We start from the raw sequence: 26,591 nt of genomic DNA, 5'->3' as shown, positions 1-26,591 counted from the left end.
TTTCAGACGCCGGGCGGAGACACTCTCTGTCCGGCGTTCCTGTTTTTTCTCCCCCATTTCAGAGCCTCTTTCGCCATGACAGACATCAATGACGGCCCCGCAATCCAGTCTTCTCTTGCAGGAGCCATCAGTCGGCGACGGACTTTTGCCATCATTTCCCACCCTGACGCCGGTAAGACGACGCTGACAGAGCGCATCCTGCGGGCGGGTGGCGCGATTCAGTTGGCGGGGAACGTCAGGGCAAAAGGGGAGAGGCGTCGGACCCGTTCGGACTGGATGGGTATCGAGCGAGACCGCGGCATTTCTGTCGTTACGTCCGTGATGACCTTTGAATATGGTGGCTGTGTGTTCAATCTGCTGGACACGCCGGGTCATGAAGACTTCTCGGAAGACACCTATCGGACACTGACGGCGGTTGACTCGGCCGTGATGGTGATCGATGCGGCCAAGGGTATCGAGGACCGGACACGCAAGCTGTTTGAAATCTGCCGTCTGCGCGATATCCCCATCGTGACGTTCATTAACAAGATGGACCGTGAATCGCGTGATCCGTTCGAAATTCTGGACGAAATCTCCTCTTCGCTCGCGCTGGATACGACCCCGCTGACATGGCCTGTGGGACGGGCGGCGACCTTTGTCGGCACGTACGACATCAGGAATGGTGAGATTCATACGACGACGCCGATCGATGAGAGTGATCCGCGCATGGTGCAGGTGCGGGAAGAGCTTGAGCTTGTGTCCGCCGCTCTTCCTGAATTTGATCGTGAATCGTTCGATGAAGGTCATCTGACGCCGGTGTTCTTCGGTAGCGCCATGAAGGAAATTGGCGTGACCGACCTGCTGGACGCGCTGGTGGCCTTCGGGCCTGCTCCGCGCGCGCAGAATACTGAGAGCAGGACGGTTACGGCGGACGAGCCGCAGATGGCCGCGCTGGTCTTCAAAATTCAGGCCAACATGGACCCGAATCATCGTGACCGCATTGCCTTTGCCCGTGTCTGTTCAGGCAAACTGACCCGAGGCATGCGGCTGCTCAATACACGGACAGGCAAGAGCTTCGTGCTGCATACGCCGCAGTTCTTCTTCGCCCGTGACCGTCAGCTTGCCGAGGAAGCCTTTGCTGGCGATGTGGTGGGCATTCCCAACCACGGCACGCTGCGGATCGGTGATACGCTGACGGAAGGCGAGGCCATCCGCTTTACGGGTGTGCCGCATTTTGCGCCGGAAATCCTGCGTCGTGTCCGTCTGGATGATGCGATGAAGGCCAAGAAGCTCAGGCAGGCCCTGACGGAACTGGCTGAAGAAGGGGTTGTGCAGCTCTTCAGGCCACAGGACGGGGCTCAGCCTGTCGTGGGTGTTGTGGGAACGCTTCAGTTGGATGTGCTTCAGGAGCGTCTGAAGGGCGAATATGGCGTGATGATCGGCTTCGATTCCACGCCGTTCTCGCTAGCGCGCTGGGTGACGGGAGACAGGGCGAAACTTGAGACGTTCATGATGGCCAACCGCTCATCCATGGCGGATGATCTGGACGGCGATCCTGTGTTTCTGGCCAGTTCCGGTTTCATGATGCGTCGTACCGAGGAGATGAATCCCGATCTGGCGTTTCACGACGTCAAGCAGATTGGTATTGAGATCGGGTAAGCCCAGACGGGCAACCTGCTTCAGTCTGGCCTCGTCTGTGAAAAAGGACGCCTGTTAAGGCAGGCGTTTTTCCCCTTGCGGCTTTAACGAGACTGTTTTCGCTTTTTCTCACGGAGTGAGGCGGGGAAGTATTCAGGGGGAAGTATCGGAGGGTTGGGGCGCTGTGCGAAACCCGCACAGGAAAGGCTGATTTTTCAGCGCTCTTTCAGCCTATCCGACGAGACCGTGTTCTGGTTTTTGTTGTTCATTATATTGAACACGATCCCGTATCTCGGATATATCCGATTCTTGAGACCGACGTCAAGGACACTCATGGGTGATGATGATGAAAGACAGTGAGGCAGTTCCGGCTCTTCGGCGTGCGGTGAAAATTCTGGACCTTGTCAGCGCACAGGGGGCGCCGCCTAACGCTGCGACAATCGCTCGGCTGCTCGACCTTCCCCGTAGCTCGGCGCATGGGCTTGTGACGGTGATGGCGGAGCTTGGACTGCTGGAAACGACCGGAGGCGCTGGGGGAGGCGGTTTCAGGCTCGGTTCAAGGCTGCTCGACTGGGCGGTGCAGGTCAGCCCGAGACAGGATTTGCTGAATGCGTTTCATCAACTGATTGGTGAAAGGCCGGAGCTGGGCGCCTACACCGTCAGTCTGAGCACGCTGGAAGGCGAAGAAGTGGTGTATGTCGCCAGCCGGGCAAACGAGAAGGGGTTTGGCATCCATTACAATGTCGGGTTGCGTCTGCCCGCCATGTACACCGCGACGGGTATGGCGCAGCTTGGAGCGATGGAGGGGGCAGGCCTCAGAAAATGGCTCACGCTCTATCCCATGTCATCCTGGCCGGCTCCACCGACCACGGCGGGCGCTTCTGCTCCTGTCGCGGTGATGGACGAGATCGCCGGTGTGCGGCGTCGGGGATACGCGGTTGACGATGAGCAGGTGCAGGTTGGGGTCTGGTGTTTTGCCGCACCCGTTCATGATCTGGCCGGGAACGTCGTAGCGGGCTTGGGAATCAGCCAGCCGAAGCCAAAGGATACCCTGAAGCAGGCAGAGGCGATGGGGCGGCTTGTCGTGTCGATCTCCCAGACCCTGTCGGGACGGCTGGGATATCGTGGACGCTTGGGCGCACTTGGCGAGTGAAAGACTCTGGTTCTATGTAAAGCAGAGTTTTCCATCACAGCATTCGGTGAACAGCTTGACTGACCATCTTCTCCGGACCGGCGGCCTTTCCCTGCAAAACAGGACTGCGGCGAGGCGAATGCTGTTTCTGTCCGTATGCGGCCTGCTTCTTCTGACGGGCGGTTCTTCCCATGCGGAGGAAATCCCGCAGTTCAGCATTCCTCCAGCCAACACCGCGATTCATATCAAATACACGATTTATACGCACTGGCTGCCGGTGATGAAGCTGGACACCAGCTTTCTGCTTGAACAGACACATTACAACGTCGCTTTGCAGGCGCGGGCGGAAGGTCTGCTGAGTATTTTCACCAAACTGCGTATCCAGTCCGTGGCGACCGGAGCCATCCGTGATGATAGTGTTCTGCCATCCCGTTATGACAGTCAGGGGTTGAGCCGGTCGGCCCAGCGCCACGTCGTTCTGGATTATCCGCAGGGTCAGCCGGTTGTCACCCTGCTGGAGCCGAAAGAGGATGACCGGGAGCCGGTGCCGGACGCATTGCGGCAGCGTGGAGCGGATATCCTGACCACCATGGCGAAAGTCATCCTGAAAGTGCGTCAGACAGGCCATTGTGACGGCACTCATGACGTGTTCGACGGGATCAGAGTGTCGCATTTTACACTAAAAACCGCCGGGCAGGACATGCAGCCGGACGTCTTTCAGAACCGGAAAATTCCTGCGATGCGTTGTGAGTTTATCGGGTATCAGACGGCAGGCTTCATCAAGGGACATCAGGCGAAAGCCCTGCGCGAACCTCATGGCGGAACAGTCTGGTTCATCAATGTCGATGGCTACGGACCAGTGCCGGTACGCACGGAAATCGATCATCCCAAGGTGGGGCATCTGACCGTCAAACTGGACAAGCTTGAAAAAGGCGCGGGCTGAGAACCGCGCCTGCCTGTATCAGGGCATCGTCTGTCGAGGCATCCTCGCCCCGACACAGCTATGGCTGAATGTTGTAGCCGCCTCTTTAGCGGGGGCCATTTTCCAGAAAGTCAGCCGCTTCCCGAACAACGTCGGCCAGCACGCCGGGAGCGAACGGTGACACAAGTCCCGCATTGGCGATCAGTCCGGTGAACGGAGCTGATCCGCCCTGCGCGCACAGACCTTCATAAGCCTTCATCGCCGCAGGTTCATCGCGCCGGGACTGAAGCCAGAGCTGCATCGCGCAGCAGAGCGCCAGTGTATAGTCGAGGTAGTAGAACGGGTTGCGATAGATATGACCCTGAGCCTGCCAGCGTCCGCCCTGCGCCGGATAGGACAGGTCGCCATAGTCACGCCACGGCATATAATGACGTTCGAGCCGTAGCCAAGTTTCATGACGCTCCTGCGCTGTCATGGTGGGATTGGCGTAGACTTCATGCTGGAAGTGATCGACGCACACGCCGTAGGGCAGGAAACTCAGTGACCCGATCAGGTGCATCCGGCGGAAGCGGTCGGCGGCCCCATCTTCAACCATCAGTTCCATGTGTGGCCATGTCAGGAACTCCAGCCCCATGGAGTCGATTTCCGCGGCTTCCATGGTCGGCCACAACTCGTCGATCGTGGGCAGATCACGGCTGCGCCAGTTCTGGTAGGCATGCCCCATCTCATGGGTGAAGACATTGATGTCGCCATGCGTGCCGTTGAAATTGGCGAAGATGAACGGCATTCCGACATCGGGGAAGGCGGTGCAGAAGCCGCCGCCAGCCTTGCCGTCCCGGTTCTTGAGATCGACGTAGCCTCCTGAGACCATGCTCCGAAAGAACGGTCCGAGATCGCCTGACATGCGGTCGAACATGGTCTGGGCGCGTTCGATGAGCAGATCATAATCCCCAGCGGGCTTCGGGTTGCCTCTGGGATCGACAAAGCTCTCATCCCAGTAGTGCAGGGCGGGCCATTCCATCTCTTCGCGTCGCTGTTCCAGCAGCGAGGCGACCAGCGGCGTGACATGCGTGACAACTTCCTCGCGGAAGCGCGCGACGTCTTCCGGACTGTAATCGACGCGGCGCAGACGGCGGTAACCAAGCGGAGTATAGGTCTCGAACCCGAGAGTGCGGGCCATGTCCGTGCGCAGTTCGACCAGTCGGCCGTAAAGTGCGTCGAGTGTCTCTCCATGTTCGGCAAAGAATGCCCATCTGGCCTGCTCGGCGGCGTGACGTATCGCGCGGTCGGAATGCTCCATCCAGGGGGCCAGGCCGGACAGGTTGACCGTCTGCCCTTCGATTTCGATTCTGGCCGAGGCGAGCAGGGCGGTATACTCGCTTGTCAGGCGCGCTTCTTCCTCAAGGGCATTTTCAATTCTTGAATCGAACGTCGTGACGTCGCTTTTCCACAGGGCGATGACGTGCGGTCCGACAGTCGAGACTGTCGCGTCATGGAACTGGTCGGAGAGGAAGCGCTTTTTCAGGGTGACTTCGTGAGCCGTGGCCTTCGGGGTCAGGCGATCCGCGTAATCGCGATCCTGTCTTGCATTTTCGTTTGTCGTGTCCTGCGCAAAACGTAGGTAGACAAGCGCCGCCCAGCTCTCGAAGGTGCGTCGCTCACTGTCAAAACGCGACAGTGCACCCGCGAGATCATTTTTATCGAGCAGGTCTGCGACAGCGCCGAAGCCATCTGCGAGGCTGGCCTCTGTCGGGCGGGGGAAGGACAGGGATGAGAAGCTTTGGGTCATGACGTCATCGTGCATGGATGATGATCCGGCGTCCATCCTGATTTTTGCAGGAAACCGAATTGGGAGCATCTACGTTCTCTCTTAACGTCTGTTGCCTAAAATCCACGTGCGGCGATGACGATCAGGGTGGGAATGTCCGTCCTTGAGGGGAGCCCGTGTACAAAAAGATGAAGTCAGGAAGCGGGCGCAGATGAATACAGTTCTATCCGCAGCAGAGCACGGCAGGATCATGGCTGGCCTGTGGACTCCTCCTGAAGCTGCTTCTGTAGCGGAGCAGGCCAAACGGTTTCGTTCCACACGGCCTTTTCCTCATCTGGTGCTGGATAACCTCTTTGATCCTGCCTGCCTGTCAGTCATCCTGCGGGAAAGCCCGGATATCCCGCACGAAGTATGGAACCCCCATTATACCCGCCTTCAGAGCAAGAGAGTTGTGAACTCTCTTGAGCATATGCCGCCCGCACTGCTGGCTTATTTCGAAACTCTTCATTCCGCCACCTTTGTCTCTTTTCTCGAAACCCTGACGGGCCTGTCCGGGCTTCAGCCCGATCTGACGCTTTATGGGGGTGGTCTGCATGAAGCCCGTCATGACGGGCATTTTGAAATCCATGTTGATTTCCAGAAGCACCCGGTCACGCGACTACGGAACGCGTTGGTGGTGATCACCTATCTCAATGAAGGCTGGCAGGCCGGAGATGGAGGAGAACTCGAATTATGGGATGCCTTCGCCTGCCGGTCGGAGGTGCAGGTTGCTCCCCTGTTCGGTCGCACGCTGATCATGGAGCAGTCGGAAATTGCGCTTCATGGTTATCCGCGTCCTCTCGTCACCGGATCTCGACGCGCCCTGATCACCTATTTTTACAAATATGACTTGCAGGTTTTTGAACGTCAGTTCGAAAATACACACTATCTCCGTCGCCCCGGTCTGCCTGCTGACCGACGCCTGCAAATGGTGCTCCGTGACTATCTGCCGAAATCTGCCGTATCGGCGCTTCGTCGTCTTCGGTCGAACATTGTCTATCGCAGGCAAAAATAACGTCGACGGTTTCTAAGGGCGTATTGTTCGTCGAAAGAGGCGCTGCCTGAGGGAAACCTCTCAGATCAAACAGCCGACACTTTCATGTGGACATCCCCTTTTCGAAAATCCCGTGTATCGACATGCTTCTGCTGACGCTGTGTCGTCGAAGCGAAGCTGTCAGATGTCCGCCTGCCTACGGCTTGCGAGAGCAGACAGAATTATAATAGCTGCGTCTGGGCTCGAAGAATAATCGACGACAGAAGGAGTGTCGCCGCTCTGTCGAGCGTCAGGTGTCCTGTCCAGCATGGGAATGATTGCATGGATTGTATGGAGTATGGCAGGCATAACATGTGCTGAATGTATGGAATGCCTCGCATGTCTGCTTACGCTTATCTGGCGCACTGGAAAGAAGAAATCAGTCGCAGTCCCAATGCTATTTATCTGACGCTGGTTGACGCGCTGGCTCTTTCCATCCGCAAGGGCGATTTGCGGGAGGGTGACAGGCTGCCGCCGCAGCGGACAATCGCGGATTACCTCGGCACGAATCTGACGACTGTGACACGCGCCTTCACCGAGGCCCGTCGTCGCGGTCTTATTGACGCCACCGTTGGACGCGGGACGTTTGTTCGGGTCGGTGCGGGAGAGAGTCACTGGCGTCATACCGGTCCGGCCGTGATCGACCTGACGATGAACCTGCCTCCCGTCCCGCAGGACCCGCCACTTCAGCGGATCATCCAGAACGATATCGCGGCCATTCTGAAACAGCAGGATCTGAACAGCCTGATGTCCTATCGGGTGACGGGGGGGACAATCGAGGAGCGTCAACTTGGCGCGAAGTGGGTTGCTCCTGTCATCGGGCAGCGACGGACGGACGAAATTCTCGTGACTCCGGGCGCCCAGAGCGCGCTCGCGGCGATCGTGAGTACGCACACGCAGCCGGGAGATGTCATAGTCACCGACCGCATCGCCTATCCCGGCATCAGAACGATAGCGGCGCAGTTCGGCCTCATTCTCGTCGGGGTTGATAGTGATGTCGAAGGCATGATGCCGGAACAGCTTGACCGGGTCTGCGCCGAACATCACCCCCGGCTGCTTTACTGCATCCCGACCATTCACAATCCCACGACGGCGACGATGTCCTTGCAGCGACGCAAGGACATTCTTGCAGTCGCCCAGCGTCACCATCTGCACATTGCCGAGGACGACCCCTACAGCCTGCTGATGGACGACCCGCTGCCTGCTCTGGCGGCGCTGGACCATGGCCGTGTCAGTTATATCGCCACACTCGCCAAGACGCTCAGCCCCGGTCTGCGCACAGCTTATGTCGCTCTTCCCAATGCGGACATGACCCGGCGCGTGACGGCGGCTATCCGGGCGATCGTGCTCACCAATGCCGGACTGCTGAGCGCGCTTGCAGCACGCTGGATGCAGACAGGACAGGCGCATACGATCCTGCAAGCCATCCAGAGAGAATTACGTATCCGGCAGGCGATCGCCCGGAAGGTTCTGGGGGAAGGGCATTGCATGAAGCCGGATGGCCCGCACGTCTGGCTGAAGCTTCCCGACTGGTGGGGGAGTGCGGATTTTGTCGCCTACGCACGCAGGCGTGGTCTGGCGCTCGTCCCGAGTACCGTTTTTACCATCAGTGGCGAGCCTCCACAGCGGGCCCGGATCGCGTTGGGCAGTGCGCCGGACGCCGCCAGTCTTGAGGAATCGCTTCATGGCGTGCTGGCCGTTCTACAGCATAAGCGTTCCCCCGGTTTCGCCGATATTGTCTGAGCCGGACACTGAGCGCGACGTCAGAAAATGGTTTGATTCCGCTGCCGCGATACAGGAACGGAGAAAACAAGAAGCCTCTCTGTTCACGAATGCGTGATGTAAAAGCGTCGTCAGAACAGTAGCTTATGGATATTTTCGCCTATTGTATGGCTTGAATGATATTTTTGTATGCTTCTGTCGTCGCGGGAAAGCGACAGATGTTTTGTTTTGATTTTATTGTACCACAACCGTTATCCATACAAAATTTTACCCAAACTACACCCCGTGCCACGTTCGCTTCCGCAGCTCGGTCGGTCTCGTCTGCTGGCGGAGACCGCACCACACGGGAGAAAAACCATGCCGACAATCGAACACGCTCCACACAAAGATGGCGACTGCTTCGTCAATTATGAAAACAAGGTTTTTGAGGACGTCAAAGCCAATCCGGGTGAAAAAGCCCTCATTACTTTCCACACCGTCGCCAATGAAGGTTCGGTCGGGTTTGTAAATCTGCTTCAGGCCACTCGCCTGATCCGAAAAGGTTTCGAAACGTCCGTTCTGCTCTATGGCCCCGGTGTCACCCTTGGCGTGCAGCGCGGCTTTCCCCGTCTGGGCGACGAAGCCTTTCCGGGACACATGAACTGCAACAAGCAGATCGCGAAAATTCTTGAAGAAGGCGGTAAAGTCTATGCGTGCCGCTTCGCGCTTCAGGCTCTCTACGGCTACGGCGAGCAGAATCTGATCCCCGGCATCACGCCGATCAATCCGCAGGACGTGCTCGACATCATTCTGCTGGCCCGCCGTGACAACGCCTTCATCCTCAATACCTGGACTCTCTGAAGGCAGAAGGGAGGACCGCAAGCATGTCCCGTATCGTTCGCGCTGCCGCCATCCAGATCAGCCCCGTTCTTGGTGACGATGGTCTGGGGACAGCCCGGAAAGTCTGTCAGGCCATCCGCGACGCCGCCGGGAAAGGCGTGAAACTGGCGGTCTTTCCTGAAACTTTTGTGCCCTATTATCCCTATTTCTCATTCATCCAGCCTGCTTTCCGCTTCGGCGGGGAGCATCTGAAGCTTTACGAACGCGCTGTCGTCATTCCCGGTCCGGTCACCGACATGGTGGCTGAAGCCGCCCGTGACACCGGCATGGTCGTTGTGCTTGGCGTCAATGAACGGGATGTAGGGACGCTCTACAACACGCAGATCATCTTCGACGCGACCGGCGAGATCCTGCTCAAACGCCGGAAGATCACGCCCACCTATCATGAACGCATGGTCTGGGGGCAGGGCGATGGTTCCGGCCTGAAAGTTGTCGAAAGCGCCGCCGGTCGTATCGGCGCGCTGGCGTGCTGGGAGCATTACAACCCGCTTGCCCGCTACGCCCTGATGACCCAGCACGAGGAAATTCACTGCGCTCAGTTTCCGGGTTCGCTGGTGGGGCAGATTTTTGCCGATCAGATGGAAGTCACGATCCGTCATCACGCGCTGGAATCCGGCTGCTTTGTCGTGAACGCGACTGGTTGGCTCACGGAAGAACAGATCAAGGAAGTCGCGCGTGATCCCGCTCTGGAAGGGCCGCTGCGAGGCGGCTGTTTCACCGCGATTGTCTCGCCTGAGGGGAAGCATCTGGCTACGCCGCTGACCGAAGGCGAGGGGATGGTGATTGCCGATCTCGATTTCGCTCTCATCACCAAACGCAAACGGATGATGGACAGCGTGGGGCATTACGCACGGCCTGAACTGCTGAGTCTGCTTCATGACCGGCGTCCCGCCAGAACTGTACAGTATCTCGATGAAAATGTTCCGGCTCATTTGTCCGGCGATGAGAGCGTATCATGACCGTTCCAACACTCGGCACGCTTTCGGGGCGCAAGCTCGTCACGGATCTACAGTCTTTCGGACTTCAGATCGGCGGGCAGACCGGCGGTATCGTCCGTAAGGGAGGAGCCGGCCCCTCCGATCACAAGACGATCACCATCGCGGGGCAGACCATCATGGTGCCGGTCTATACAGCCGGTGCGCGGCGATCGCCGTTTCAGGCCAGTCCGCCCGATCAGAGCGGCGTCAGCACGCTGCTGCGCGACGGTCAGGCGCTGGGCACGATCCATTTCCCGGCAGCTCCGCGCTTCTACGGGTTAAGCACGGCGGACGGCATTCCCTACTGGAAGATCGCTCTTCTGCATGGTCGTGACACGCTGGCGACCACGGTGCACCAGACCTGCATCCGCTATGCCGACCGGCGCACGTCCTGCCAGTTCTGCGCCATTGGCCAGTCGCTGGAAGCTGACCGGACGATTGCCTACAAGACGCCCGCGCAACTGGCGGAAGTCGCCAAAGCTGCTGTGGAACTGGACGGCGTGCGCGACATGGTGCTGACCACCGGCACGCCCAATGTGATTGATCGGGGCGCTGCCGTGCTGGCGGAATCCGCGCGCGCCATCAGGGCGGCGGTGGACCTGCCGTTGCAGGTGCAGTGCGAGCCGCCACGTGATCACGGCTGGTTCCAGCGTCTGCGGGATGCGGGAGCCGACAGTCTGGGCATGCATCTCGAAGCCGCTACGCAGGCGGTGCGCGAGAAGATCATGCCCGGCAAGGCCACAGTCAGCGTCGATCGCTACATGGCGGCTTTCGCGTCCGCCGTGCCGATCTTCGGGCGGGGACAGGTCAATACCTACATTCTGGCTGGGCTTGGAGACAGCGCTGAGGATATTCTGGCCCTCGCCGAGCGTCTGATTGCGCTCGGGGTGTATCCCTTCGTGGTGCCGTTCGTGCCGATTTCCGGCACGCCGCTGGAAAATCATGCGCCACCTTCAGCCGAGTTCATGAAGTCCGTTCTGGCGCCGCTGGGGCGCATGCTCCGGGAAGCCAGCATGAAATCCACCGATATCCGGGCCGGGTGTGGTCGGTGTGGCGCCTGCTCCTCGCTCTCGGCGTACGAGCAATGAGCACGATCCTCGAAGACGTGGAAGACCGGCCGTTCATTCCTACGGAATATGTCGTGCGTCTTGCCCGTACGCCGTGGGAACGGGCTGGCTACCACGCGCTGCGTCGTGAGGTCTTCTGTCATGAGCAGAAGGTTTTCAAAAATGATGATCGGGATGCGATCGACGGAACCGCCATTCCCATTATTGCCGCCTGCTGCATGGCGGGAATGCCGGACCGGATTGTGGGAGCCGTGCGTATCCATGAGCCGGAACCCGGTGTGTGGCGTGGTTCCCGTCTGGCGGTCCATGCGGATCACCGCAAGCTCGGACGCATTGGAGCGGAACTGATCCGCATGGCGGTCTGCACGGCGCACGGTCTTGGAGCGATACGTTTTCTGGCGCAGGTGCAGGAACAGAACGTGCTGTTTTTCCGTCGCCTGCACTGGAAGAGTCTCGGTTCTGTGACCCTGCACGGCCTGCCGCACCATGACATGGAGGCCGACCTGTCACGCTATCCGGCGCATGGTCAGGACCAGACATGGCTGCTGCGTCCGCAACCACGGACCAGACAGGTGGCGTGATGACAGGACAACTCGCCACACTCCTCCGCACGCTTCGTCATGGCCGCGCCCTTGCCGGAAAGCAGGACATTGCTGAAGTCGCGGCCATCCTGAAGCCCGCCAGCCGCGATGCCATTCGTCTGGGTGATGACTGCGCCGCGATCCCGGATGGAGATGGTTATCTTCTTCTGGCCAGTGAGGGATTTCAGGACAGTTTTGTCCGCTCGATGCCGTGGTTCGCGGGTTATTGCGGCGTCATGGTCAATGTCAGCGACATTGCTGCGATGGGTGGTCGTCCCGTCGCCGTGGTGGATGCTCTGTGGAGCGACACGTCTGAGGCGGCCGCCTCCATCCTGACAGGGCTGTATGACGGCGCACGCACTTATGATGTGCCTGTTGTGGGCGGTCATACCAACATGCGGAGCACCCATAACTCCTTGTCGGTCGCGATCCTCGGGCGTGCCCGGCATCTGCTGACCAGCTTCGATGCCCAGCCGGGCGAGGTTCTGATCGCCGCCATCGACCTGCGCGGCCGCTGGCATGATCCACACCCGTTCTGGGATGCCAGTTCCGCGCTGTGTTGCACGGAGGGAGCGGCCCGTCTTCGCGGCGATATCGAACTCCTGCCCACCATTGCGGAAGATGGCCTGAGTCGTGCCGCCAAGGACATCAGCATGGCGGGGATTCTGGGCACGGCTCTCATGCTGGCCGAATGTTCAGGTGTTGGCATGAGCATTACGCTTGATGACATTCCCCGTCCTGATGACACCTCGATGGAGCGTTGGCTGTCCGCATTTCCCAGCTATGGGTATCTGCTGACGGCGCGTCCCGAGGATGCTGAAGTGATCATGGCCCGGTTCAGTGGACGTGACATTGCAGCTTCTGTCATTGGCCTGTGCAACGATACGCTCCGGGTGGATGTGACATGGGCTGGTGAGAAAGAAACCTTCTGGAATCTGGAACAAACATCACTCATGGGCTTTGCGCCATGACACTCTCGATCGGCATTCTGACCCATTCGACCAACCCGCGTGGCGGCGTGGTGCATGGCATGGCTCTGGCGGAAACCCTGCAAGATGATGGGCATGACGTTACGCTGATTGCCCCGGATGTGACGGGAGACGGTTTCTTCCGCACACCCCGTTGCGCCACCCGCTGCATCCCGGCTGCCCATGTGCATGATCTGCCGACGCTGGTGGAGCGACGCATTGTTGAGATTCGTGATTCACTAAGGGCCGATGCGCATTTTGATGTGTTGCACGCTCAGGACCCGATAAGCGCCAATGCTCTGGCTGCACTGGTGGAGGAGGGGCGGATACGGGGTTTCGCGCGCACGGTTCATCATCTGGATGCTTTCTCTCATCCCGGCGTTGCGGCGCGTCAGGAGCGGGGACTGACAGCTGCGACCGAGCTCTTTACGGTCAGCCCGCTCTGGGAAGAAAGGATACTTGCCGGATATGGACGGCATGCCCCTGTTGTTGGAAATGGTGTTGATCTGAAAAGATTTGTTCCAGAAATGGGACCGCGTGACCATCAGCTCTGCACGCGGTACGGGCTTCCACAGAACGCCCGTCTTATCCTGTCGGTTGGCGGGATAGAATGTCGTAAAAACACACTGTTTTTACTGGATGCGTTTGAAATCCTCTATCGGCAGAATCAGGAGCTGCATCTTGTGGTCGCCGGAGGTGCGTCCCTGCTGGACCACTCTGATTATCGCCGTCTTTTCAATGAACGGGTGCAGGCCAGCGGGCTTGCCGGCGCGGTGACCGTTACCGGAACCGTTCCGGATGACGATATGCCTGTATTCTACCGGCTGGCTTCCGTGCTGGCCTATCCCTCGCAGATGGAGGGTTTTGGTCTGTGTCCGCTGGAGGCGCTGGCCTGCGGTACTCCTGTGGTGGTGCCAGCCATACTTCCCTTCAAGGAGCATTTCCACACTCTTGAGGCTTTCTGGTGCCAGCCGGAGCGTCCTGAAACACTTGTCAGCGCGTTGCGTGAGGCTCTGACCGCAAGCAGTCAGAACCGCTTTCAGAGTGGCGGTCCGGCGACAGCCAGCCGGTTCGACTGGCGCAACGTGGCTGATCGTCATCTCCGCGCATATGGGCGGCTGGCAGCCTTGCCCCATGTGGCGCTCCCCGATTCAGGAGTTTTGAAACGTGCCTGAAATGATCTTTCACGTTCGCTGGCCTGATGGAAAAGAGGCTGACTGCTATTCCCCGTCGCTGGTCATACAGGACCACTTTGTTCCCGGTCAGGATTATCCGGTCCGGGAATTTCTTGAAAAGGCGGACACGGCTCTGACGGAAGCCAGCGAGCGTGTCCGCGCGCGTTACGGCTTTCCGTGTAGTCGCGCGCTTGGTCAGCTTCAATTGATCCGAGAAAGCTGCACGCCCTTCCTCAATCGACCCGATGCGCTGGTGCGCGTCCTGTCCTTCAGATACTGAGACGGAATCGTCCTATGACACAGAAAGAAAAATCCATTCCTGTCATCATCGTGGGTGGTGGACAGGCCGGACTCTCCATGAGCTGGTATCTCTGCCGCGAGAAGGTGGAGCACATTGTCTTTGAGGCGAAAGCAGCTTGCCACTCGTGGGATGATGAACGCTGGGACAATTTCTGTCTGGTGACGCCGAACTGGCAATGTGAACTGCCCGGTCATCCCTACAAAGGAAATGATCCGCACGGATTTATGATGAAGCAGGAAATCATCGAATACGTCAAAGGCTTTGTAGATTCTTTTGATCCTCCGCTACGTGAAAACACGCCCGTTACATCCATCACACGCCATGAAAACGGTGGTTATCGTGTGGTGGCGGACGGAGTGGTCTGGCACACACAACATGTGGTCATAGCATCTGGCGCCTATCAGGACGCCGTTATCCCCGGATATGCCAGCGCGATCGATTCTTCAATTTTTCAGGTTCATTCACAGGATTACCGCAATGCCACCCAGCTTCCGGAAGGGGCTGTTCTGGTGGTAGGCAGTGGTCAGTCCGGCGCTCAGATTGTCGAGGATCTTTTTCTTGAAAAACGCAAGGTCCATCTCTGTGTCGGTTCCGCTCCGCGTGTCTCGCGCTTCTATCGTGGTCGCGATGTGGTTGACTGGCTTGCGGACATGCACTTCTACGACCTCACAGTGGACAATCATCCTCTGCGAGATGGCGCACGGGACAAGACCAATCATTATGTGACCGGTCGGAATGGTGGGCATGACCTTGATCTGCGGCTTTTTGCGAAGGACGGCGTGGGCCTGCACGGCACGTTGGAGACAATCCGTGACGAAGTGGCGCATTTCGCGCCGGATCTGACAGAGAATCTTGATGATGCGGACAAGACCAATGCCGACATCAAGAAGTCCATTGACGCCTACATCGCCCGCGAAGGCATCAGTGCGCCGATCGAAGCGCCGTATGCGCCCGTCTGGGAACCCGATGAGAGCAACATTCCGCTGGACCTGAAGGCCGCCGGAATTACCTCGATCGTCTGGTGCATCGGCTTTCGTCCGAACTATCGCTGGATCGATGTGCCGGTCTTCAACGGAGCCAACAAGCCGGTCTGGCATCGCGGCGTGACCGATGCGCCGGGGTTCTATTTTCTCGGACTGCCGTGGCTGCACACATGGGGATCGGGGCGCTTTTCCGGCGTCTCCCGTGATGCTGCGTGGCTGGCCAGCCAGATTACCGGAAAAGACGTGCCTGTAGGCTGAGAAGAGCAAGACGCCATGCTTCCGTGGACGACATATGAGACGATGTATGACGCGGCCCTGAACCAGCCGGAGCAGTTCTGGCTGGCTGCGGCGCGTCACGTCACATGGCAGCAGGCGCCTGTGAGTGCGTGTCGTGAGCGGAGGGATGGCTGGCATGACTGGTTTCCCGACGCCACGCTCAACACCTGCCATAACGCCGTGGACCGGCATGTGGAGAGTGGTCGCGGTGAACAGGCGGCATTGATCTGGCATTCCTGTGGGACCAGGGAACGGCAGATTATCACTTATCGGGAATTGCAGGGCAGGGTAGCCGGTTTTTCCGGTGGTCTGCGGTCATTAGGAGTGGAGAAAGGCGATCGTGTCTTGATCGCCATGCCGACGATGATCGAAACGGCCATCGCCATGCTGGCCTGCGCCCGGATCGGGGCCGTGCATGTCGTGGTTTTTGCCGGTTACGCTGGGCCTGAACTCGCGCGCAGGATTGATGATGTGGCCCCGAAGGTCGTCATCATCGCCAGTTGCAGCTTTCAGGGGCAGATACCCGTTCCGTCCGCACCTGTTCTGAGCGAGGCGCTTACAGCGGCGACGCACAGACCGCAGGCCTGTGTGATCGTGCAGCGGGATGTCTGTCCGGCGACACTCCTGCCTCTACGCGACCATGATTTTCATACACTGGAGAATTCTGTTCCCGTAGAGCCGGTGATGGTGCGGTCTGAAGATTCTTTGTATATTCTTCATACATCCGGAACGACAGGCAATGCTAAAGGGATTGTGCGCGACAATGGCGGACATGCCGTGGCCCTCGCTTTGTCCATGGAACTTATCTACGGCTGCAAACCCGGAGATATTTTCTTCACCACATCCGATCTCGGCTGGGTCGTCGGGCATTCCTACGGTCTCTACGCTCCGTTGTTCGTTGGCTGTACGAGTGTGATCGTGGAAGCGGGAGCCTCATCATCAGCCATTGCGGCGCTCTGCCGTGAGCACGCGGTAAAGTGTCTCTTCACGACGCCTACCCAGATGCGGGTGATACGACGGGAAAGTCGCGCCAGTTCCGGGGTGAGTCTTCCTGCTCTAGCTCATGTCTTTGTCGCTGGAGAATATGCGGACCCGACGCTTCTGGACTGGACGCGATCATACTTTCAGTGCCCGGTCGCCAACCACTGGTGGCAGACTGAGACCGGCTGGAGCATTGCCGCCCATTTCTTCGGACTGGTGGACTGTGAATCATTCGCTGCTGCAAACGATATCGGCCGACCCGCTCCAGGCTTCCGGCCTGTCATCATGCCGTCCGTCGCTGAAGAACCATGCGGTGAGATTGTTCTGTCTCTTCCGCTGCCTCCCGGCTGTCTGGCGGGTCTATGGAAGGATCGGAAAGTTGTCGCTCCTTCAATGTATCTTGATGAAACGGGCAGATATTATCGCACGTTCGATGAAGGCACGATCGACGCAGATCGAGCCATTCACTTGCTGGGACGCACGGACGACGTCATCAAGGTCGCAGGACGCCGTATTTCAGGCGTGCAGATCGAAAAGATTATTGCCGCGTACCCAGGTGTGCAGAACTGCGCCGTGGCGGCAGTCTCCGATGGTTTGAGAGGACAACGACCGGTCGCCTATGTTGTGACGGGTCCTGATCTCGACAGGTCATCGTCTGCTGAGGACATTATCGGACAGGTGCAGCAGGTATTGGGGCGGTGGGTAGGGCTTAAAGAGGTCCGCTTCGTGGAGAGGCTGCCTACGACCATATCGGGGAAGATTACCCGTAAGTCTCTGAACGTTGTTGATGACACGCCCCGAGGGACCGTTCATGCGGGAGATGTCTGCGAGGTGGGATTGAAAAAGTAAGGTCAGCAAGCTGAACCGTCCGTAGACGGTTCTTACGTCTCACCGCCTTCCGGGCGAGTGAGACGGAAGATATGGCCCGTTCTTGTCGTGCCTGCCGGACAGGCTTTTCCGAGGGTGACGTTCTGCTGTCTCGGCCAGAACAGCCGGTTATGTTTGCGCTCGAACAAACCCGGCAAGGCGTTCACACGCCTCTTTCAACGTGTCATCCCCCGTCGCACAGGACAGCCGCAGGTACGGAGCCAGCCCGAAGGCGCTGCCCGGCACAGTGGCGACATGCGCTTCTTCCAGTAGCGCCATGGCGAAATCGGTATCCGTGTCCAGCCTGCGTCCACCGGCACTGGTGCGGCCAAGACATCCGGCAATACCCGGATAGACGTAAAAAGCGCCCGCAGGGTTGGCGCAGGTGAAGCCGGGAATATCGCGGAGAGCGGCGACCATCAGGTTACGGCGGCGCTCATAGGTGGCGACCATATCGCGGATCAGGTCCGGCGGGCTATCCAGCGCCGCTGCCGCTGCCGCCTGCGCGACCGTGCAGACGCCTGACGTGGCGTTGCTCTGGACGCTCCGCATCGCGGCAATCAGTCGCTTCGGCCCTCCGGCATAACCCACACGCCAGCCGGTCATGGCGTAGGCTTTGGCGACGCCGTTCATGGTGACGATCCGGTCTTTCAGGTCCGGCGCGATCGCGGCGAAAGAGGTGAAGCGATTGTCATCGAAGACGAGATGTTCGTAAATCTCATCAGACAGGATCCAGACATCCGGATACGCCCGAAGAATTTCGGCAATTCCGCGCAGATCGTCTTCCGGGCACAGTCCACCCGTCGGGTTGTTGGGAAAATTGAGCACCAGCCATTTGGTGCGGGATGTCATGATGGCAGCGAGGCGTTCGGGTTTCAGACTGAAACCATCGGCCTCATCGCAGACCGGATGGACCGGCACGCCACCGAACATTCTGGCGATCAGAGGATAGCTTACCCAGTATGGGGCGGGTACGACCACCTCATCACCCGGATTGATGGTGGCCATGAAGGCGTTGAAGATCACCTGCTTGCCGCCGTTCGAGACCATCAGTTCATCCATGGCGAAGTCCAGCCCGTTTTCACGGTTGAACTTGCGGGCGATGGCCGCTTTCAGTTCCGGTGTGCCATCCACTGGCGGGTATTTCGTCTTGCCCGCCAGTGCTGCCTGATGCGCCGCTTCCACGGCGACGGCAGGCGTCGGAAAGTCAGGCTCGCCAAGCGCCAGTGAAATGACCTTGTGCCCCTCGGCTCTCAGTTCTCTGGCCCGTCGCGCCATTTCGATGGTCGCGGGAGCGGGAAGTCCCTCAAGACGATGGGCGAGTGTTGGCCCCGAGGCGTGAGCGGTCATGGCGAGCGGGTCTCCGTTTTCAGATCAGGCTGGCGCAGAAGCGCTGGATACGGGTGCAGGCTTCACGCAGGCTTTCCGTGTCGGTCGCATAGGACACGCGGAAATGTCCGGCGAACATGAAGGCTGAGCCATGCACGGCGGCAACGCCTTCTTCGTCCAGCAGGGCCGTCACAAAGGCCTCGTCGGTGTCGATCACCACATCTTTCCGGGTGCGCTTGCCGAGGCAGCCGCTCATCGACGGGAAGACGTAAAACGCGCCTTCCGGACGACCGCAGGTGATGCCGGAAGCCTGATTGAGCATGGACACGACCAGATCGCGGCGCTCGCGGTAGGTCTCGCACATCGTGTCGATGAAGTCCTGCGGACCACTGACAGCCTCAAGCGCCGCCGCCTGCGCGATGGAGCAGGGGTTGGAGGTGGACTGACCCTGTAGCTTGTTCATCGCCTTGGTCAGTTCCAGCGGTGCGCCGGAAAAACCGATGCGCCAGCCGGTCATGGCATAGGCCTTGGAGACGCCATTCATGGTGACGGTGCGGTCACGCAGACGTGGTTCGACCTGCACGATGGTCGCGGGTTTGAAGCCGTCATAGACCAGCTTGGCGTAGATATCGTCGGTGAAGATCCAGACATGCGGGTGCTTCAGCAGCACATCGCACAGCGGACGGAGGTCTTCAGCAGAGTAGGTCGCGCCCGTCGGGTTGCAGGGTGAGTTCAGGAAGAACCACTTGGTCTTCGGCGTGATGGCGGCTTCAAGTTCTTCGGCGGTCAGCTTGAAGCCGTTTTCCGCACGGCACGGGACGATCACGGGGACTCCGTCAGCCAGCGCCACGATGTCGGGATAGGACACCCAGCACGGAGCGGGGATGATCGCCTCGTCACCCTTGTTGATGGTGGCGACCATGGCGTTGTAGATCACCTGCTTGCCGCCGGTGGAGACGATGATTTCCTCGGGCGTGTAATCCAGTCCGGAGTCCAGCCTGAAGCGCTCGGCGACGGCGGCGCGCAGGGCGTGCGTGCCGGGCACATCCGTATATTTCGTCTGACCTGTTTCGATCGCCCTGATCGCCGCCGCCTTGATGCTGGCGGGGGTGTCGAAGTCCGGCTCGCCTGCCGAGAGGCTGATGATGTCCCGGCCTTCCGCCTTGAGAGCGCGCGCTTTTGCCGTGATGGCAATGGTCTGGCTCGGGCTGATCTTGTTCAGGCGGTCGGCAATGAAGGACATAGGTTTCAATCCTGGGAAATGAAGTCCGGAGTTCTTGGGCTCCGGTGGTCGGCCCCACGCCGACGGCGCGGCACAATAGAGGTTTTTTCCACAATGAGGAACAGGCTGCTTGCATCATAAAAACGACGCTGAGCGGTTAAAATATTTTCGGAAGTCCGGTCTGGAAGGCAAAGAAGGATGTCGTATGCGAATATCATTCAGTTTGCATGGCAATTTTTAATACGATTTCACGATCTTGTGGGGTTCAGACCAGTGTTGGACGATGATCCCGCACATTGCCTGTCGAGCACGCAATCCACCCAGTCATGATGCCGCTTCCGGGTGTTTTTGCTTCGTCAGAAGGAGATATGGAACAGTCAGTGGCCATGTCGTCGCTGATGGCAGACGACTGCCGGAGAAGTATTTATCCATTTATTCTGTATGAAATCCCGGAAAAATACGTAGTCTCATTCATGTAAAGACACGCATCAGAGTTTTTTAATTCACTTCGCTGATGTCTTTTGCATCAAGCAGAAACTCATCCATCTTCTTTATAAACTCAGCCGTTGCCGATTGTCGGGCAAGGGAAAAATGTTCATTGGCTTCTGAAAAACGGCTTTCCTTTAACAGGAAGCGACCTAAGTTGAAATGTCCGCGAAAATCTCCGCATCGGGCTGCCTTGGCGTACCAGGCGCGGGCACGATGCAGATCGCCTTTGCAGGCCCATCCATCTTCGTAGAATCCACCGATAATATTGAAGGATTTGCAATGGCCCAGCGAAGCGGCCCGTTTGAACCATTCAAATGCCGCTTCGATATCCGGCTCACTGTCCCATCCCAGAGTCAGCCCGGTGGCATAGTTATACATGCCCCAGTCCAACCCGGCTTCGGCCGCACGGCGGTACCACAGCATGGCTTCAGGCTTGTTGACCGGTATTCCCCAACCAAGCTCACAACACCGACCAACCATGTTGCACGCCATCGGAACGCCCTGAAGGGCGCTGGTCAGAAACCAGAAAAAGGCGTTTTTCTCGTTGCGGTCGGCCCCGATCCCGTTAAGGAGCATCTGGCCGACCGCGAGCTGAGCGTCCGCGTCTCCAAGCCTTGCCAGTCGCGTGGCAAGGCTGAGAGGATCTTCACAAGGATCAGAAACGGGCATTCAGGTTGACCATTGCGGTGCGCCCGGCACCCTGCAACGCATAATGTGTTGCGTAAGCCTGCGTGAAATACCGTTTGTTGGCGATGTTCTGAATGTTGAGCTGCAGCGTGTAATGCTGCATGAAATGATAGCTCGCCATAAAGTCGAAGCGCCAGTAGGCGGGAACAAACTTGGGGACCGTAGGTGAATCGGTTCCGTAGACTTTGCTCATGTAGTACACACCGCCAGCCAGCTTGATATCGTGCGTAGGCTCAAATGTATTCCACAAAGACAGGCTGTTTGCTGGTGTGTTTGGTGCGCGGCGTCCGTCCATAAGCCCGGCGCTGGCGCCTGAGCCGCCGTTCTTCATCAGCCTTGCATCGAGATAGGAGTAGCCTCCGGAAACTTCCCACCACTTTGTGAGATGTCCGTTCCAGCTGATTTCGCCACCACGGGTGCGCTTTGTGCCCCCGTTGGAGATGCCGCCGTCAGCGGTTGTGATCTTGAAGTTGGTTGCGTCGATCTGAAACAGGGCGCCTGTCAGGAAAAGCCTGTTGTGGAAGAAGCTCCATTTCGTGCCGACCTCGATTGTCCGGTCACGCTCCGGCTTGAGGGTATCTCCGGAAATCGTGCTGCCGCGACCCGGAGCGAGAGAGCTGTCATCCGCGCCTTGTCCGACTGAGTTTCCAGACGGTATCGCCGAAGTCGCATAGGAGGCGTAGATCGAGCCATTCGGCGCCGGTTTGTAAACCAGACCGCCTTGATAGGTGAACAGGTTGTCACCCCGTCCATATTCGGCGGTGCTGGATCGATAGGTGCTTTGCACATTGTCGAACCGCACACCGAAATTTCCAAGCAGTTGCGGCATGAATGTAATCGTGTCGGTGAGATAGACGGCTTTCGTGTCAAAGCGCGTGCTGTTGGGATTATGCGCGCGGACGATATCGCCCGAGTAAGCGTCACGAGGATTGGGGTTAAGGATCGTCGTGCAGGTGCCGGAGGAAAAGGCGAGTGCGGTGGCGCAATGCGTGAAATTGGTGCCTGAAGTCACATTCACGCCGTTTACATAGGCGGCATAGCTATCGTTTTTACCCTGTTCACGGGTAAATTCCGTTCCCATTGCAAAGCCGTTCTTGAAACCGAGAATGTTGGCGTTGCCGTAGAAATCTGTCTGGTTGGTCGCTGTGTCCAGAGTTGAGATACGGCTGTTCATGCGTCGATAGACATATCCGTAATAGATATTGCCCTGGCTGTCGTCGGGCATCGTCCAGATATCGTTCTGCGTGGTCTCTGAATAACGGGTGGTGTTCCGTATATGCAGGTTGGGGCTGAAATCATGCTCCAGCCGCAGTGTTCCCATATCGATGCCATCGTGGTTGCGGTCTCGATCCTTGAGTCCGTACCATGTATTGGAAGGAATAGTGACGGGCGCACCGCTTCCCGCGCCGAAAACACGGGCGACGCCATCCTTTCTGGCATTGAAAGTAGGGTTATTGTAGGGAATTCCGACATCCGGAGTGTCGAAATTCTGCATGTGGTAGTACATCAGCGTGATACGGTTCGGCGTGCCCAGCCCGAAGGAGAGGGAAGGCGCGAGACCGTAGCGCTGGAAGTGGGTGGGGCCGCGTCCGGCCTTGTCCTCGTCATCAACCATCAGGTTGAAGCGGAAGGCTCCGGTGCGCGATATCCGCCAGTTTCCGTCAAATGTCGAACGTTTGTAGTCGGCATTGCCGAAACCGACATTGGCTTCAATGGAGTTCGTGAGCTTCGGCATCTTGCTGTTGATGACAATCGCACCGCCAGCGCCTGCACGGCCGCTGATTGCTCCGGTGTCTCCCTTGATGACCTCGATGGACTCGACGTTAAAGGTCTCGCGCGACTGGGCGCCGACGTCACGCAGTCCGTCGACAAACGTGCTCGACTGCGCGTCCTGCCCACGAATGAATGGCCGATCTCCTACCGGGTTGCCGCCTTCGCCCGCGCCCATGGTGATGCCCGGCACGTTGCGCAGCGCGTCAGCAAGCGTATGAGAGGCCGTATCATCGAGAATTTTACGCGATATGATTGAAACGCTCTTGGGCGTGTCAATCAGGGAGGCCGTAAATTTAGGCGAACGGTTCCTGAACTGACCGATGACTTCGATCTGTTCGTAAGACGGGATCGCTTTCTGCTGTTTATAGTCCTTGCGGCGGGCTGCTTTTTTGTTCTTGCCGTCCGTATGATCGGAGTCAGCGGCAAAAGCCGCGGATTGCATGCCGAACCACAACGTTGTTCCCAAAAGCGCCAGACCTGACGCGGTATCAGCAATTCTTCCGGAAATCGGTCTCTGCTGGTGACTCACTCTCGTGCCTCCCGATACACTTTTTGACATAAATGATAATCATTCGCAACAAGGCGTTCTGATCAGGAATGCGACTCATTGTCAATTCAAAATCATGGCCGCACCACGTCTGATCCGACCGTCCCGAAGAGGTGAATTACGGATGTGGCAAGAAAGATACGTTATGTTTGCTCTCCCCTCCCTGAATGTCATGACGAAGGAGCTGTTTCATTCTTGTGGGAAGCGCTGCCTGGAAGACACATATCCGGATGAACGGTCGTGTTTGCCCGCATTGTGGGATCGTGGGCAGGAGTGACAGACTGGACATTGATATCGACGTGGGGAGCCTGAGAGCAGGCATCGCGATCGAAGCTCGCATGATGACCGGATGGGCTGTCTCTCAGGGCGTGCTGGAATGATCCATCACATGGATCTGCTCTGATGTGTGTCGTTTGCTATAACGAGGCGTCCGACCGAAGGTGATATTGAATCCGCCGTTGAATAGTCTGTGGATTCTCTCAACACTATAAGATTCAGGCAATCCACGGACGCCACCTCAGAAAAGCATTTGTGGCAGGGAATGAGTCATCCTTGGATGAGGGGCTGTTTCAACAACCGCGCGTTCCTGAACCCATCGGCCAAGCTACACTCACCGAGACCGGGCAATAATCGTGCGCGACATGAGCCGGCTCTCCATGAAAGCGTCATGTGTGCAAGCCTTCCTTGGCCAATCCCGGTCAGGCATCATGACGATCCATTGATCCACGCGAGAAGCCTGACCCGGAGACCAAAAGAAGCGCGCTATATCAGATGGCTGTCCGCTATGACCTTTTTTATGTTTTCGGGACTCCTGCCACTCTCACGCATGGCCTTGATGGACAGGGCTCCATCACGTTTTGACAGTTTTCTACCAGCGGCATCGGTGAGCAGAGGGTGAAAAGCATAGACAGGCTCGGGCCACTTCATCAGTTCCTGAAGCAGGCGGTGAACCGCCGTGACATCCCGCAATTCTTCCCCACGGGTTACCAGTGTCACGCCCTGAACCGCATCATCATGGGTGACACACAGATGATAGGAGGCGGGAGTGTCCCTTCTCGCCAGTATGACATCGCCGAAAAGGCCGGGGTGGCAGGCGACGCTGCCGTGGCCGAGTTCCTGATAGGTGAGGGATGGCGTGCCCAGCCTGTCCAGCGCCTTCTGAACGTCGAGACGCAGGGCGTATGGCAGACCGGCGGTGATCCGGCGCATCCGTTCCGCATCATCCAGCAGGCGGCATGTGCCGGGATAAAGCAGGCTTCCGTCCGGGGCGTGATGGGGGGCGGAAAATGCCGCCGCCGCCTCCCGCGCGACATCGGTCCGCGAACAGAAGCAGGGGTAGATCAGCCTTTCCTGCCGGAGGGTATCAAGAGCCTGCCGATAGAGCGGCATGCGCTCTGACTGCCGGAGAACATCGCCTTCCCAGTGCAGTCCCATCCACCCCAGATCGTCCAGAGCTTCCTGAATGAAAACCTCGCGACAGCGCACGGTGTCGATATCCTCAATGCGGAGCAGGAACCGCCCACCGTGCCCGGCATGACGCCGTGCAAAAAAAGCTGCGGCAATGTGGCCAAGATGAAGAGGGCCGGTAGGACTGGGCGCAAAGCGTGTAACCCAATGGTCCTGCTTGTAAAAAAGTGGCGTCATCCTGGCTCTGTGGTCGGACGGGAGGTGGGGGGCAGACTGACTGTCACGGAAAACTCATGATTCATGGACCGAACTTTTCTTGCAGTCTGAAAAAAGCTGCGCTTATACTTCGGTAACACTTCTCGACGACGCGTGACCCATTGGTGTGCAGTTTCGAGTTTGCCAAATGAGGATCATGAGCCGTCTCCGGGAAAAGGAAGCGCGCCTTGTCGTCTGGCAGTATGCACTATCCATCGCTCGTTTTGAACGCAGATTTCAGACCTCTTTCCTACTTTCCGCTGTCGCTCTGGTCGTGGCAGGATACGATCAAAGCTGTCTGTCTCGACCGCGTATCCGTGCTCAGCGAATATGACGAGGAAGTGCATTCCCCCAGTTGCAGCATGCGTCTTCCGAGCGTTATCGCGCTCAAGGAATACGTCCCTACGGCGCGCCGACCGGCCTTCACCCGCTTCAATCTTTTCCTGCGGGATAACTTCTCCTGCCAGTACTGCCATGACCAGCTACCCACCCACGAACTGACATTCGATCATGTCATTCCCCGCAGCCGTGGGGGACGGACGACATGGGAAAACATCGTCACGGCGTGCAGTTCCTGTAATCTGCTGAAAGGCTCGCGGATGCCGCACGAAATCCGCATGTTCCCGCGTCGGCAGCCTGCCCAGCCCTCCTCCTGGGAATTGCAGGATAACGGGCGGGCTTTCCCTCCGAACTATCTGCACGATAGCTGGCGGGACTATCTCTACTGGGATGTTGAACTGGAAAGCTGAAACAGCCTATTTGCTGTAGCTGTAGCCGTATTCTTCCGCCATCGCCTGTAGGTCGGGCGCATTGTGCAGCTCAAGCGGTATGGGCTTCGCCTTCGCCTCGCCGATTATGAAGCCATGATTGGTCATGCGCTGGCAGGTATTGGCCGCCAACGGGAACGACAGGTGGACAGCGCTGCCCATCTGCTTGCGAAGACAGGACACATCCGTATCGTTCCACATCCGCCCTGTCTCGGCGGCACAGCCCGAGAGACAGACAAGCACGCCCGGAACGAGCCAGTTTCTGACGTTTCTGCGCAGGCGGGAAGCGGTTGAAGACGCCACTGTCATTCCTCGTTCGTCTCGAATTCTGTCAGGCAGGAAGGGCTGTGCCCATACCTGTCTGTCGACAGCTTCTGCCATGACTGCCAGCCTCGGGGAAGACGGGCGATGGCATCCCCCCCGCGTGCTGTTCGCATGACGTCCATGCCATGACGGGGACTGCAATCAGCCGACGACTTCAAACCCTGCGGCCTCGATGGACGGCGTAAAGTTGCGCGGACCCGTTTCCTTCGGGTCATATTCAATCTTCACAGTCCCTTTTTCCAGAGACGGCTCAGCCGATTTCACTCCGGGAATGGCTTCCAGCGCACGCTTGACCGATGATACACACCCCTCACAGGTCATGCCCTCTACCATGAGCGTTGTGGATTCCATGATCGTTCTCCCTTGATTATGTGTCTGATTTTCAGAGCAGCTTTGCACCAAACATCCACCCACCGGCACGGTTTGTCCACTGCTGGCCGTGATGGCCGGAGCACTTGCATTGAGCGCGGGCTGTCCAGTGCAAGCGCCCTGACTCATTGTTT

General features: G+C 58.2%; 23 protein-coding genes and 1 pseudogene. 16 read left to right on the top strand and 8 right to left on the bottom strand.

The window, feature by feature from the left end:
* The first annotated feature begins 75 nt into the window (after positions 1 to 75).
* The 3 genes from prfC to LKE90_RS05815 all read left to right on the top strand — a co-directional run bounded on the left by prfC (position 76) and on the right by LKE90_RS05815 (position 3,692).
* Entirely contained in the window at positions 76 to 1,638 is a 1,563-nt protein-coding gene (gene prfC / locus LKE90_RS05825; RefSeq protein WP_291493005.1) for a peptide chain release factor 3, read from the top strand.
* Between the two features lie 319 nt (positions 1,639 to 1,957).
* On the top strand, positions 1,958 to 2,770 hold the full coding sequence (locus LKE90_RS05820; protein ID WP_291493003.1) for an IclR family transcriptional regulator: 813 nt from the start codon (positions 1,958 to 1,960) through the stop codon (positions 2,768 to 2,770).
* Between the two features lie 118 nt (positions 2,771 to 2,888).
* Positions 2,889 to 3,692 carry a DUF3108 domain-containing protein gene (locus LKE90_RS05815; protein WP_291493001.1) on the top strand — a complete coding sequence of 268 codons (804 nt, stop codon included), beginning with the start codon at positions 2,889 to 2,891 and terminating at the stop codon, positions 3,690 to 3,692.
* Between the two features lie 85 nt (positions 3,693 to 3,777).
* Here LKE90_RS05815 and LKE90_RS05810 read toward each other — a convergent pair whose 3' ends face one another.
* Positions 3,778 to 5,460 carry a M3 family oligoendopeptidase gene (locus tag LKE90_RS05810; protein ID WP_291493048.1) on the bottom strand — a complete coding sequence of 561 codons (1,683 nt, stop codon included), beginning with the start codon at positions 5,458 to 5,460 and terminating at the stop codon, positions 3,778 to 3,780.
* Positions 5,461 to 5,650: 190 nt separating this feature from the next.
* Between LKE90_RS05810 and LKE90_RS05805 the strand changes: the two genes are divergently transcribed.
* From LKE90_RS05805 to LKE90_RS05755, 11 genes and pseudogenes are all read left to right on the top strand, one after another.
* On the top strand, positions 5,651 to 6,493 hold the full coding sequence (locus LKE90_RS05805) for a 2OG-Fe(II) oxygenase (RefSeq protein WP_291492999.1): 843 nt from the start codon (positions 5,651 to 5,653) through the stop codon (positions 6,491 to 6,493).
* A 357-nt stretch (positions 6,494 to 6,850) separates the two neighbouring features.
* Positions 6,851 to 8,254: an aminotransferase-like domain-containing protein gene (locus LKE90_RS05800; RefSeq protein WP_291492997.1), complete on the top strand. Its 1,404-nt coding sequence runs from the start codon at positions 6,851 to 6,853 to the stop codon at positions 8,252 to 8,254.
* Between the two features lie 336 nt (positions 8,255 to 8,590).
* Positions 8,591 to 9,073, top strand: coding sequence for an MSMEG_0572/Sll0783 family nitrogen starvation response protein (locus LKE90_RS05795; protein ID WP_048834973.1), 483 nt, complete (start codon positions 8,591 to 8,593; stop codon positions 9,071 to 9,073).
* A gap of 23 nt (positions 9,074 to 9,096) precedes the next feature.
* Entirely contained in the window at positions 9,097 to 10,071 is a 975-nt protein-coding gene (locus LKE90_RS05790) for a Nit6803 family nitrilase (RefSeq protein WP_291492990.1), read from the top strand.
* The gene (locus tag LKE90_RS05785; protein WP_291492988.1) at positions 10,068 to 11,177 is read left to right on the top strand and encodes an MSMEG_0568 family radical SAM protein; all 1,110 of its coding nucleotides are present in this window, start codon (positions 10,068 to 10,070) and stop codon (positions 11,175 to 11,177) included. The genes LKE90_RS05790 and LKE90_RS05785 overlap by 4 nt, the downstream gene beginning before the upstream one ends.
* Complete coding sequence (locus LKE90_RS05780) at positions 11,174 to 11,737, top strand: MSMEG_0567/Sll0786 family nitrogen starvation N-acetyltransferase (RefSeq protein WP_291492986.1); 564 nt, start codon at positions 11,174 to 11,176, stop codon at positions 11,735 to 11,737. Before LKE90_RS05785 ends, LKE90_RS05780 begins: the two co-directional genes overlap by 4 nt.
* Positions 11,737 to 12,708 (top strand): sll0787 family AIR synthase-like protein, encoded by a 972-nt coding sequence (locus tag LKE90_RS05775; RefSeq protein ID WP_407066087.1) that lies wholly within the window; start codon positions 11,737 to 11,739, stop codon positions 12,706 to 12,708. The genes LKE90_RS05780 and LKE90_RS05775 overlap by 1 nt, the downstream gene beginning before the upstream one ends.
* Positions 12,705 to 13,880 carry an MSMEG_0565 family glycosyltransferase gene (locus tag LKE90_RS05770; protein WP_291492984.1) on the top strand — a complete coding sequence of 392 codons (1,176 nt, stop codon included), beginning with the start codon at positions 12,705 to 12,707 and terminating at the stop codon, positions 13,878 to 13,880. Before LKE90_RS05775 ends, LKE90_RS05770 begins: the two co-directional genes overlap by 4 nt.
* Complete coding sequence (locus LKE90_RS05765; RefSeq protein ID WP_291492982.1) at positions 13,873 to 14,160, top strand: MSMEG_0570 family nitrogen starvation response protein; 288 nt, start codon at positions 13,873 to 13,875, stop codon at positions 14,158 to 14,160. The genes LKE90_RS05770 and LKE90_RS05765 overlap by 8 nt, the downstream gene beginning before the upstream one ends.
* A gap of 14 nt (positions 14,161 to 14,174) precedes the next feature.
* Positions 14,175 to 15,422 carry an MSMEG_0569 family flavin-dependent oxidoreductase gene (locus LKE90_RS05760; protein ID WP_291492981.1) on the top strand — a complete coding sequence of 416 codons (1,248 nt, stop codon included), beginning with the start codon at positions 14,175 to 14,177 and terminating at the stop codon, positions 15,420 to 15,422.
* Between the two features lie 15 nt (positions 15,423 to 15,437).
* A pseudogene (locus LKE90_RS05755) lies at positions 15,438 to 17,204 on the top strand (AMP-binding protein); the annotation flags it as partial.
* A 213-nt stretch (positions 17,205 to 17,417) separates the two neighbouring features.
* Here LKE90_RS05755 and LKE90_RS05750 read toward each other — a convergent pair.
* The 4 genes from LKE90_RS05750 to LKE90_RS05735 all read right to left on the bottom strand — a co-directional run bounded on the left by LKE90_RS05750 (position 17,418) and on the right by LKE90_RS05735 (position 23,317).
* Positions 17,418 to 18,638 carry a pyridoxal phosphate-dependent aminotransferase gene (locus LKE90_RS05750; protein WP_291492979.1) on the bottom strand — a complete coding sequence of 407 codons (1,221 nt, stop codon included), beginning with the start codon at positions 18,636 to 18,638 and terminating at the stop codon, positions 17,418 to 17,420.
* 19 nt (positions 18,639 to 18,657) lie between these two features.
* Positions 18,658 to 19,860, bottom strand: a complete 1,203-nt coding sequence (locus tag LKE90_RS05745; RefSeq protein ID WP_291492978.1) for a pyridoxal phosphate-dependent aminotransferase — start codon at positions 19,858 to 19,860, stop codon at positions 18,658 to 18,660.
* A gap of 477 nt (positions 19,861 to 20,337) precedes the next feature.
* Entirely contained in the window at positions 20,338 to 20,997 is a 660-nt protein-coding gene (locus LKE90_RS05740) for a tetratricopeptide repeat protein (protein ID WP_291492976.1), read from the bottom strand.
* Positions 20,984 to 23,317 (bottom strand): TonB-dependent receptor, encoded by a 2,334-nt coding sequence (locus LKE90_RS05735; protein WP_291492975.1) that lies wholly within the window; start codon positions 23,315 to 23,317, stop codon positions 20,984 to 20,986. The genes LKE90_RS05740 and LKE90_RS05735 overlap by 14 nt, the downstream gene beginning before the upstream one ends.
* Before the next feature lie 248 nt (positions 23,318 to 23,565).
* On the opposite strand from LKE90_RS05735, the gene LKE90_RS05730 reads away from it, so the two are divergent.
* On the top strand, positions 23,566 to 23,715 hold the full coding sequence (locus LKE90_RS05730) for a hypothetical protein (protein ID WP_291492974.1): 150 nt from the start codon (positions 23,566 to 23,568) through the stop codon (positions 23,713 to 23,715).
* Positions 23,716 to 24,097: 382 nt separating this feature from the next.
* Here LKE90_RS05730 and gluQRS read toward each other — a convergent pair whose 3' ends face one another.
* Positions 24,098 to 24,979, bottom strand: coding sequence for a tRNA glutamyl-Q(34) synthetase GluQRS (gene gluQRS, locus LKE90_RS05725; protein WP_291492972.1), 882 nt, complete (start codon positions 24,977 to 24,979; stop codon positions 24,098 to 24,100).
* A gap of 221 nt (positions 24,980 to 25,200) precedes the next feature.
* On the opposite strand from gluQRS, the gene LKE90_RS05720 reads away from it, so the two are divergent.
* Entirely contained in the window at positions 25,201 to 25,746 is a 546-nt protein-coding gene (locus tag LKE90_RS05720; protein WP_291493044.1) for an HNH endonuclease, read from the top strand.
* Between the two features lie 6 nt (positions 25,747 to 25,752).
* On the opposite strand, the gene LKE90_RS05715 is transcribed toward LKE90_RS05720, so the two are convergent.
* Complete coding sequence (locus LKE90_RS05715) at positions 25,753 to 26,073, bottom strand: hypothetical protein (RefSeq protein WP_291492970.1); 321 nt, start codon at positions 26,071 to 26,073, stop codon at positions 25,753 to 25,755.
* 156 nt (positions 26,074 to 26,229) lie between these two features.
* A complete protein-coding gene (locus LKE90_RS05710) occupies positions 26,230 to 26,439 on the bottom strand; it encodes a heavy-metal-associated domain-containing protein (RefSeq protein ID WP_291492969.1) in 210 nt (69 codons plus the stop codon).
* Between the last annotated feature and the right edge of the window lie 152 nt (positions 26,440 to 26,591).

Source organism: Acetobacter sp. (genome assembly GCF_022483985.1).
GTDB lineage: Bacteria > Pseudomonadota > Alphaproteobacteria > Acetobacterales > Acetobacteraceae > Acetobacter.
This window is presented reverse-complemented; position numbering and strand designations above follow the sequence as displayed.

Coding starts and splice junctions, on each gene's coding strand:
- LKE90_RS05760 (WP_291492981.1), top strand. CDS start 14,175: ATGACACAGAAAGAAAAATCCATTCCTGTCATCATCGTGGGTGGTGGA.
- LKE90_RS05795 (WP_048834973.1), top strand. CDS start 8,591: ATGCCGACAATCGAACACGCTCCACACAAAGATGGCGACTGCTTCGTC.
- LKE90_RS05820 (WP_291493003.1), top strand. CDS start 1,958: ATGATGATGAAAGACAGTGAGGCAGTTCCGGCTCTTCGGCGTGCGGTG.
- LKE90_RS05810 (WP_291493048.1), bottom strand. CDS start 5,460: ATGACCCAAAGCTTCTCATCCCTGTCCTTCCCCCGCCCGACAGAGGCC.
- LKE90_RS05785 (WP_291492988.1), top strand. CDS start 10,068: ATGACCGTTCCAACACTCGGCACGCTTTCGGGGCGCAAGCTCGTCACG.
- LKE90_RS05750 (WP_291492979.1), bottom strand. CDS start 18,638: ATGACCGCTCACGCCTCGGGGCCAACACTCGCCCATCGTCTTGAGGGA.
- LKE90_RS05720 (WP_291493044.1), top strand. CDS start 25,201: ATGCACTATCCATCGCTCGTTTTGAACGCAGATTTCAGACCTCTTTCC.
- gluQRS (WP_291492972.1), bottom strand. CDS start 24,979: ATGACGCCACTTTTTTACAAGCAGGACCATTGGGTTACACGCTTTGCG.
- LKE90_RS05805 (WP_291492999.1), top strand. CDS start 5,651: ATGAATACAGTTCTATCCGCAGCAGAGCACGGCAGGATCATGGCTGGC.
- LKE90_RS05715 (WP_291492970.1), bottom strand. CDS start 26,073: ATGACAGTGGCGTCTTCAACCGCTTCCCGCCTGCGCAGAAACGTCAGA.
- prfC (WP_291493005.1), top strand. CDS start 76: ATGACAGACATCAATGACGGCCCCGCAATCCAGTCTTCTCTTGCAGGA.
- LKE90_RS05815 (WP_291493001.1), top strand. CDS start 2,889: ATGCTGTTTCTGTCCGTATGCGGCCTGCTTCTTCTGACGGGCGGTTCT.
- LKE90_RS05740 (WP_291492976.1), bottom strand. CDS start 20,997: ATGCCCGTTTCTGATCCTTGTGAAGATCCTCTCAGCCTTGCCACGCGA.
- LKE90_RS05770 (WP_291492984.1), top strand. CDS start 12,705: ATGACACTCTCGATCGGCATTCTGACCCATTCGACCAACCCGCGTGGC.
- LKE90_RS05730 (WP_291492974.1), top strand. CDS start 23,566: ATGAACGGTCGTGTTTGCCCGCATTGTGGGATCGTGGGCAGGAGTGAC.
- LKE90_RS05800 (WP_291492997.1), top strand. CDS start 6,851: ATGTCTGCTTACGCTTATCTGGCGCACTGGAAAGAAGAAATCAGTCGC.
- LKE90_RS05710 (WP_291492969.1), bottom strand. CDS start 26,439: ATGGAATCCACAACGCTCATGGTAGAGGGCATGACCTGTGAGGGGTGT.
- LKE90_RS05780 (WP_291492986.1), top strand. CDS start 11,174: ATGAGCACGATCCTCGAAGACGTGGAAGACCGGCCGTTCATTCCTACG.
- LKE90_RS05790 (WP_291492990.1), top strand. CDS start 9,097: ATGTCCCGTATCGTTCGCGCTGCCGCCATCCAGATCAGCCCCGTTCTT.
- LKE90_RS05745 (WP_291492978.1), bottom strand. CDS start 19,860: ATGTCCTTCATTGCCGACCGCCTGAACAAGATCAGCCCGAGCCAGACC.
- LKE90_RS05775 (WP_407066087.1), top strand. CDS start 11,737: ATGACAGGACAACTCGCCACACTCCTCCGCACGCTTCGTCATGGCCGC.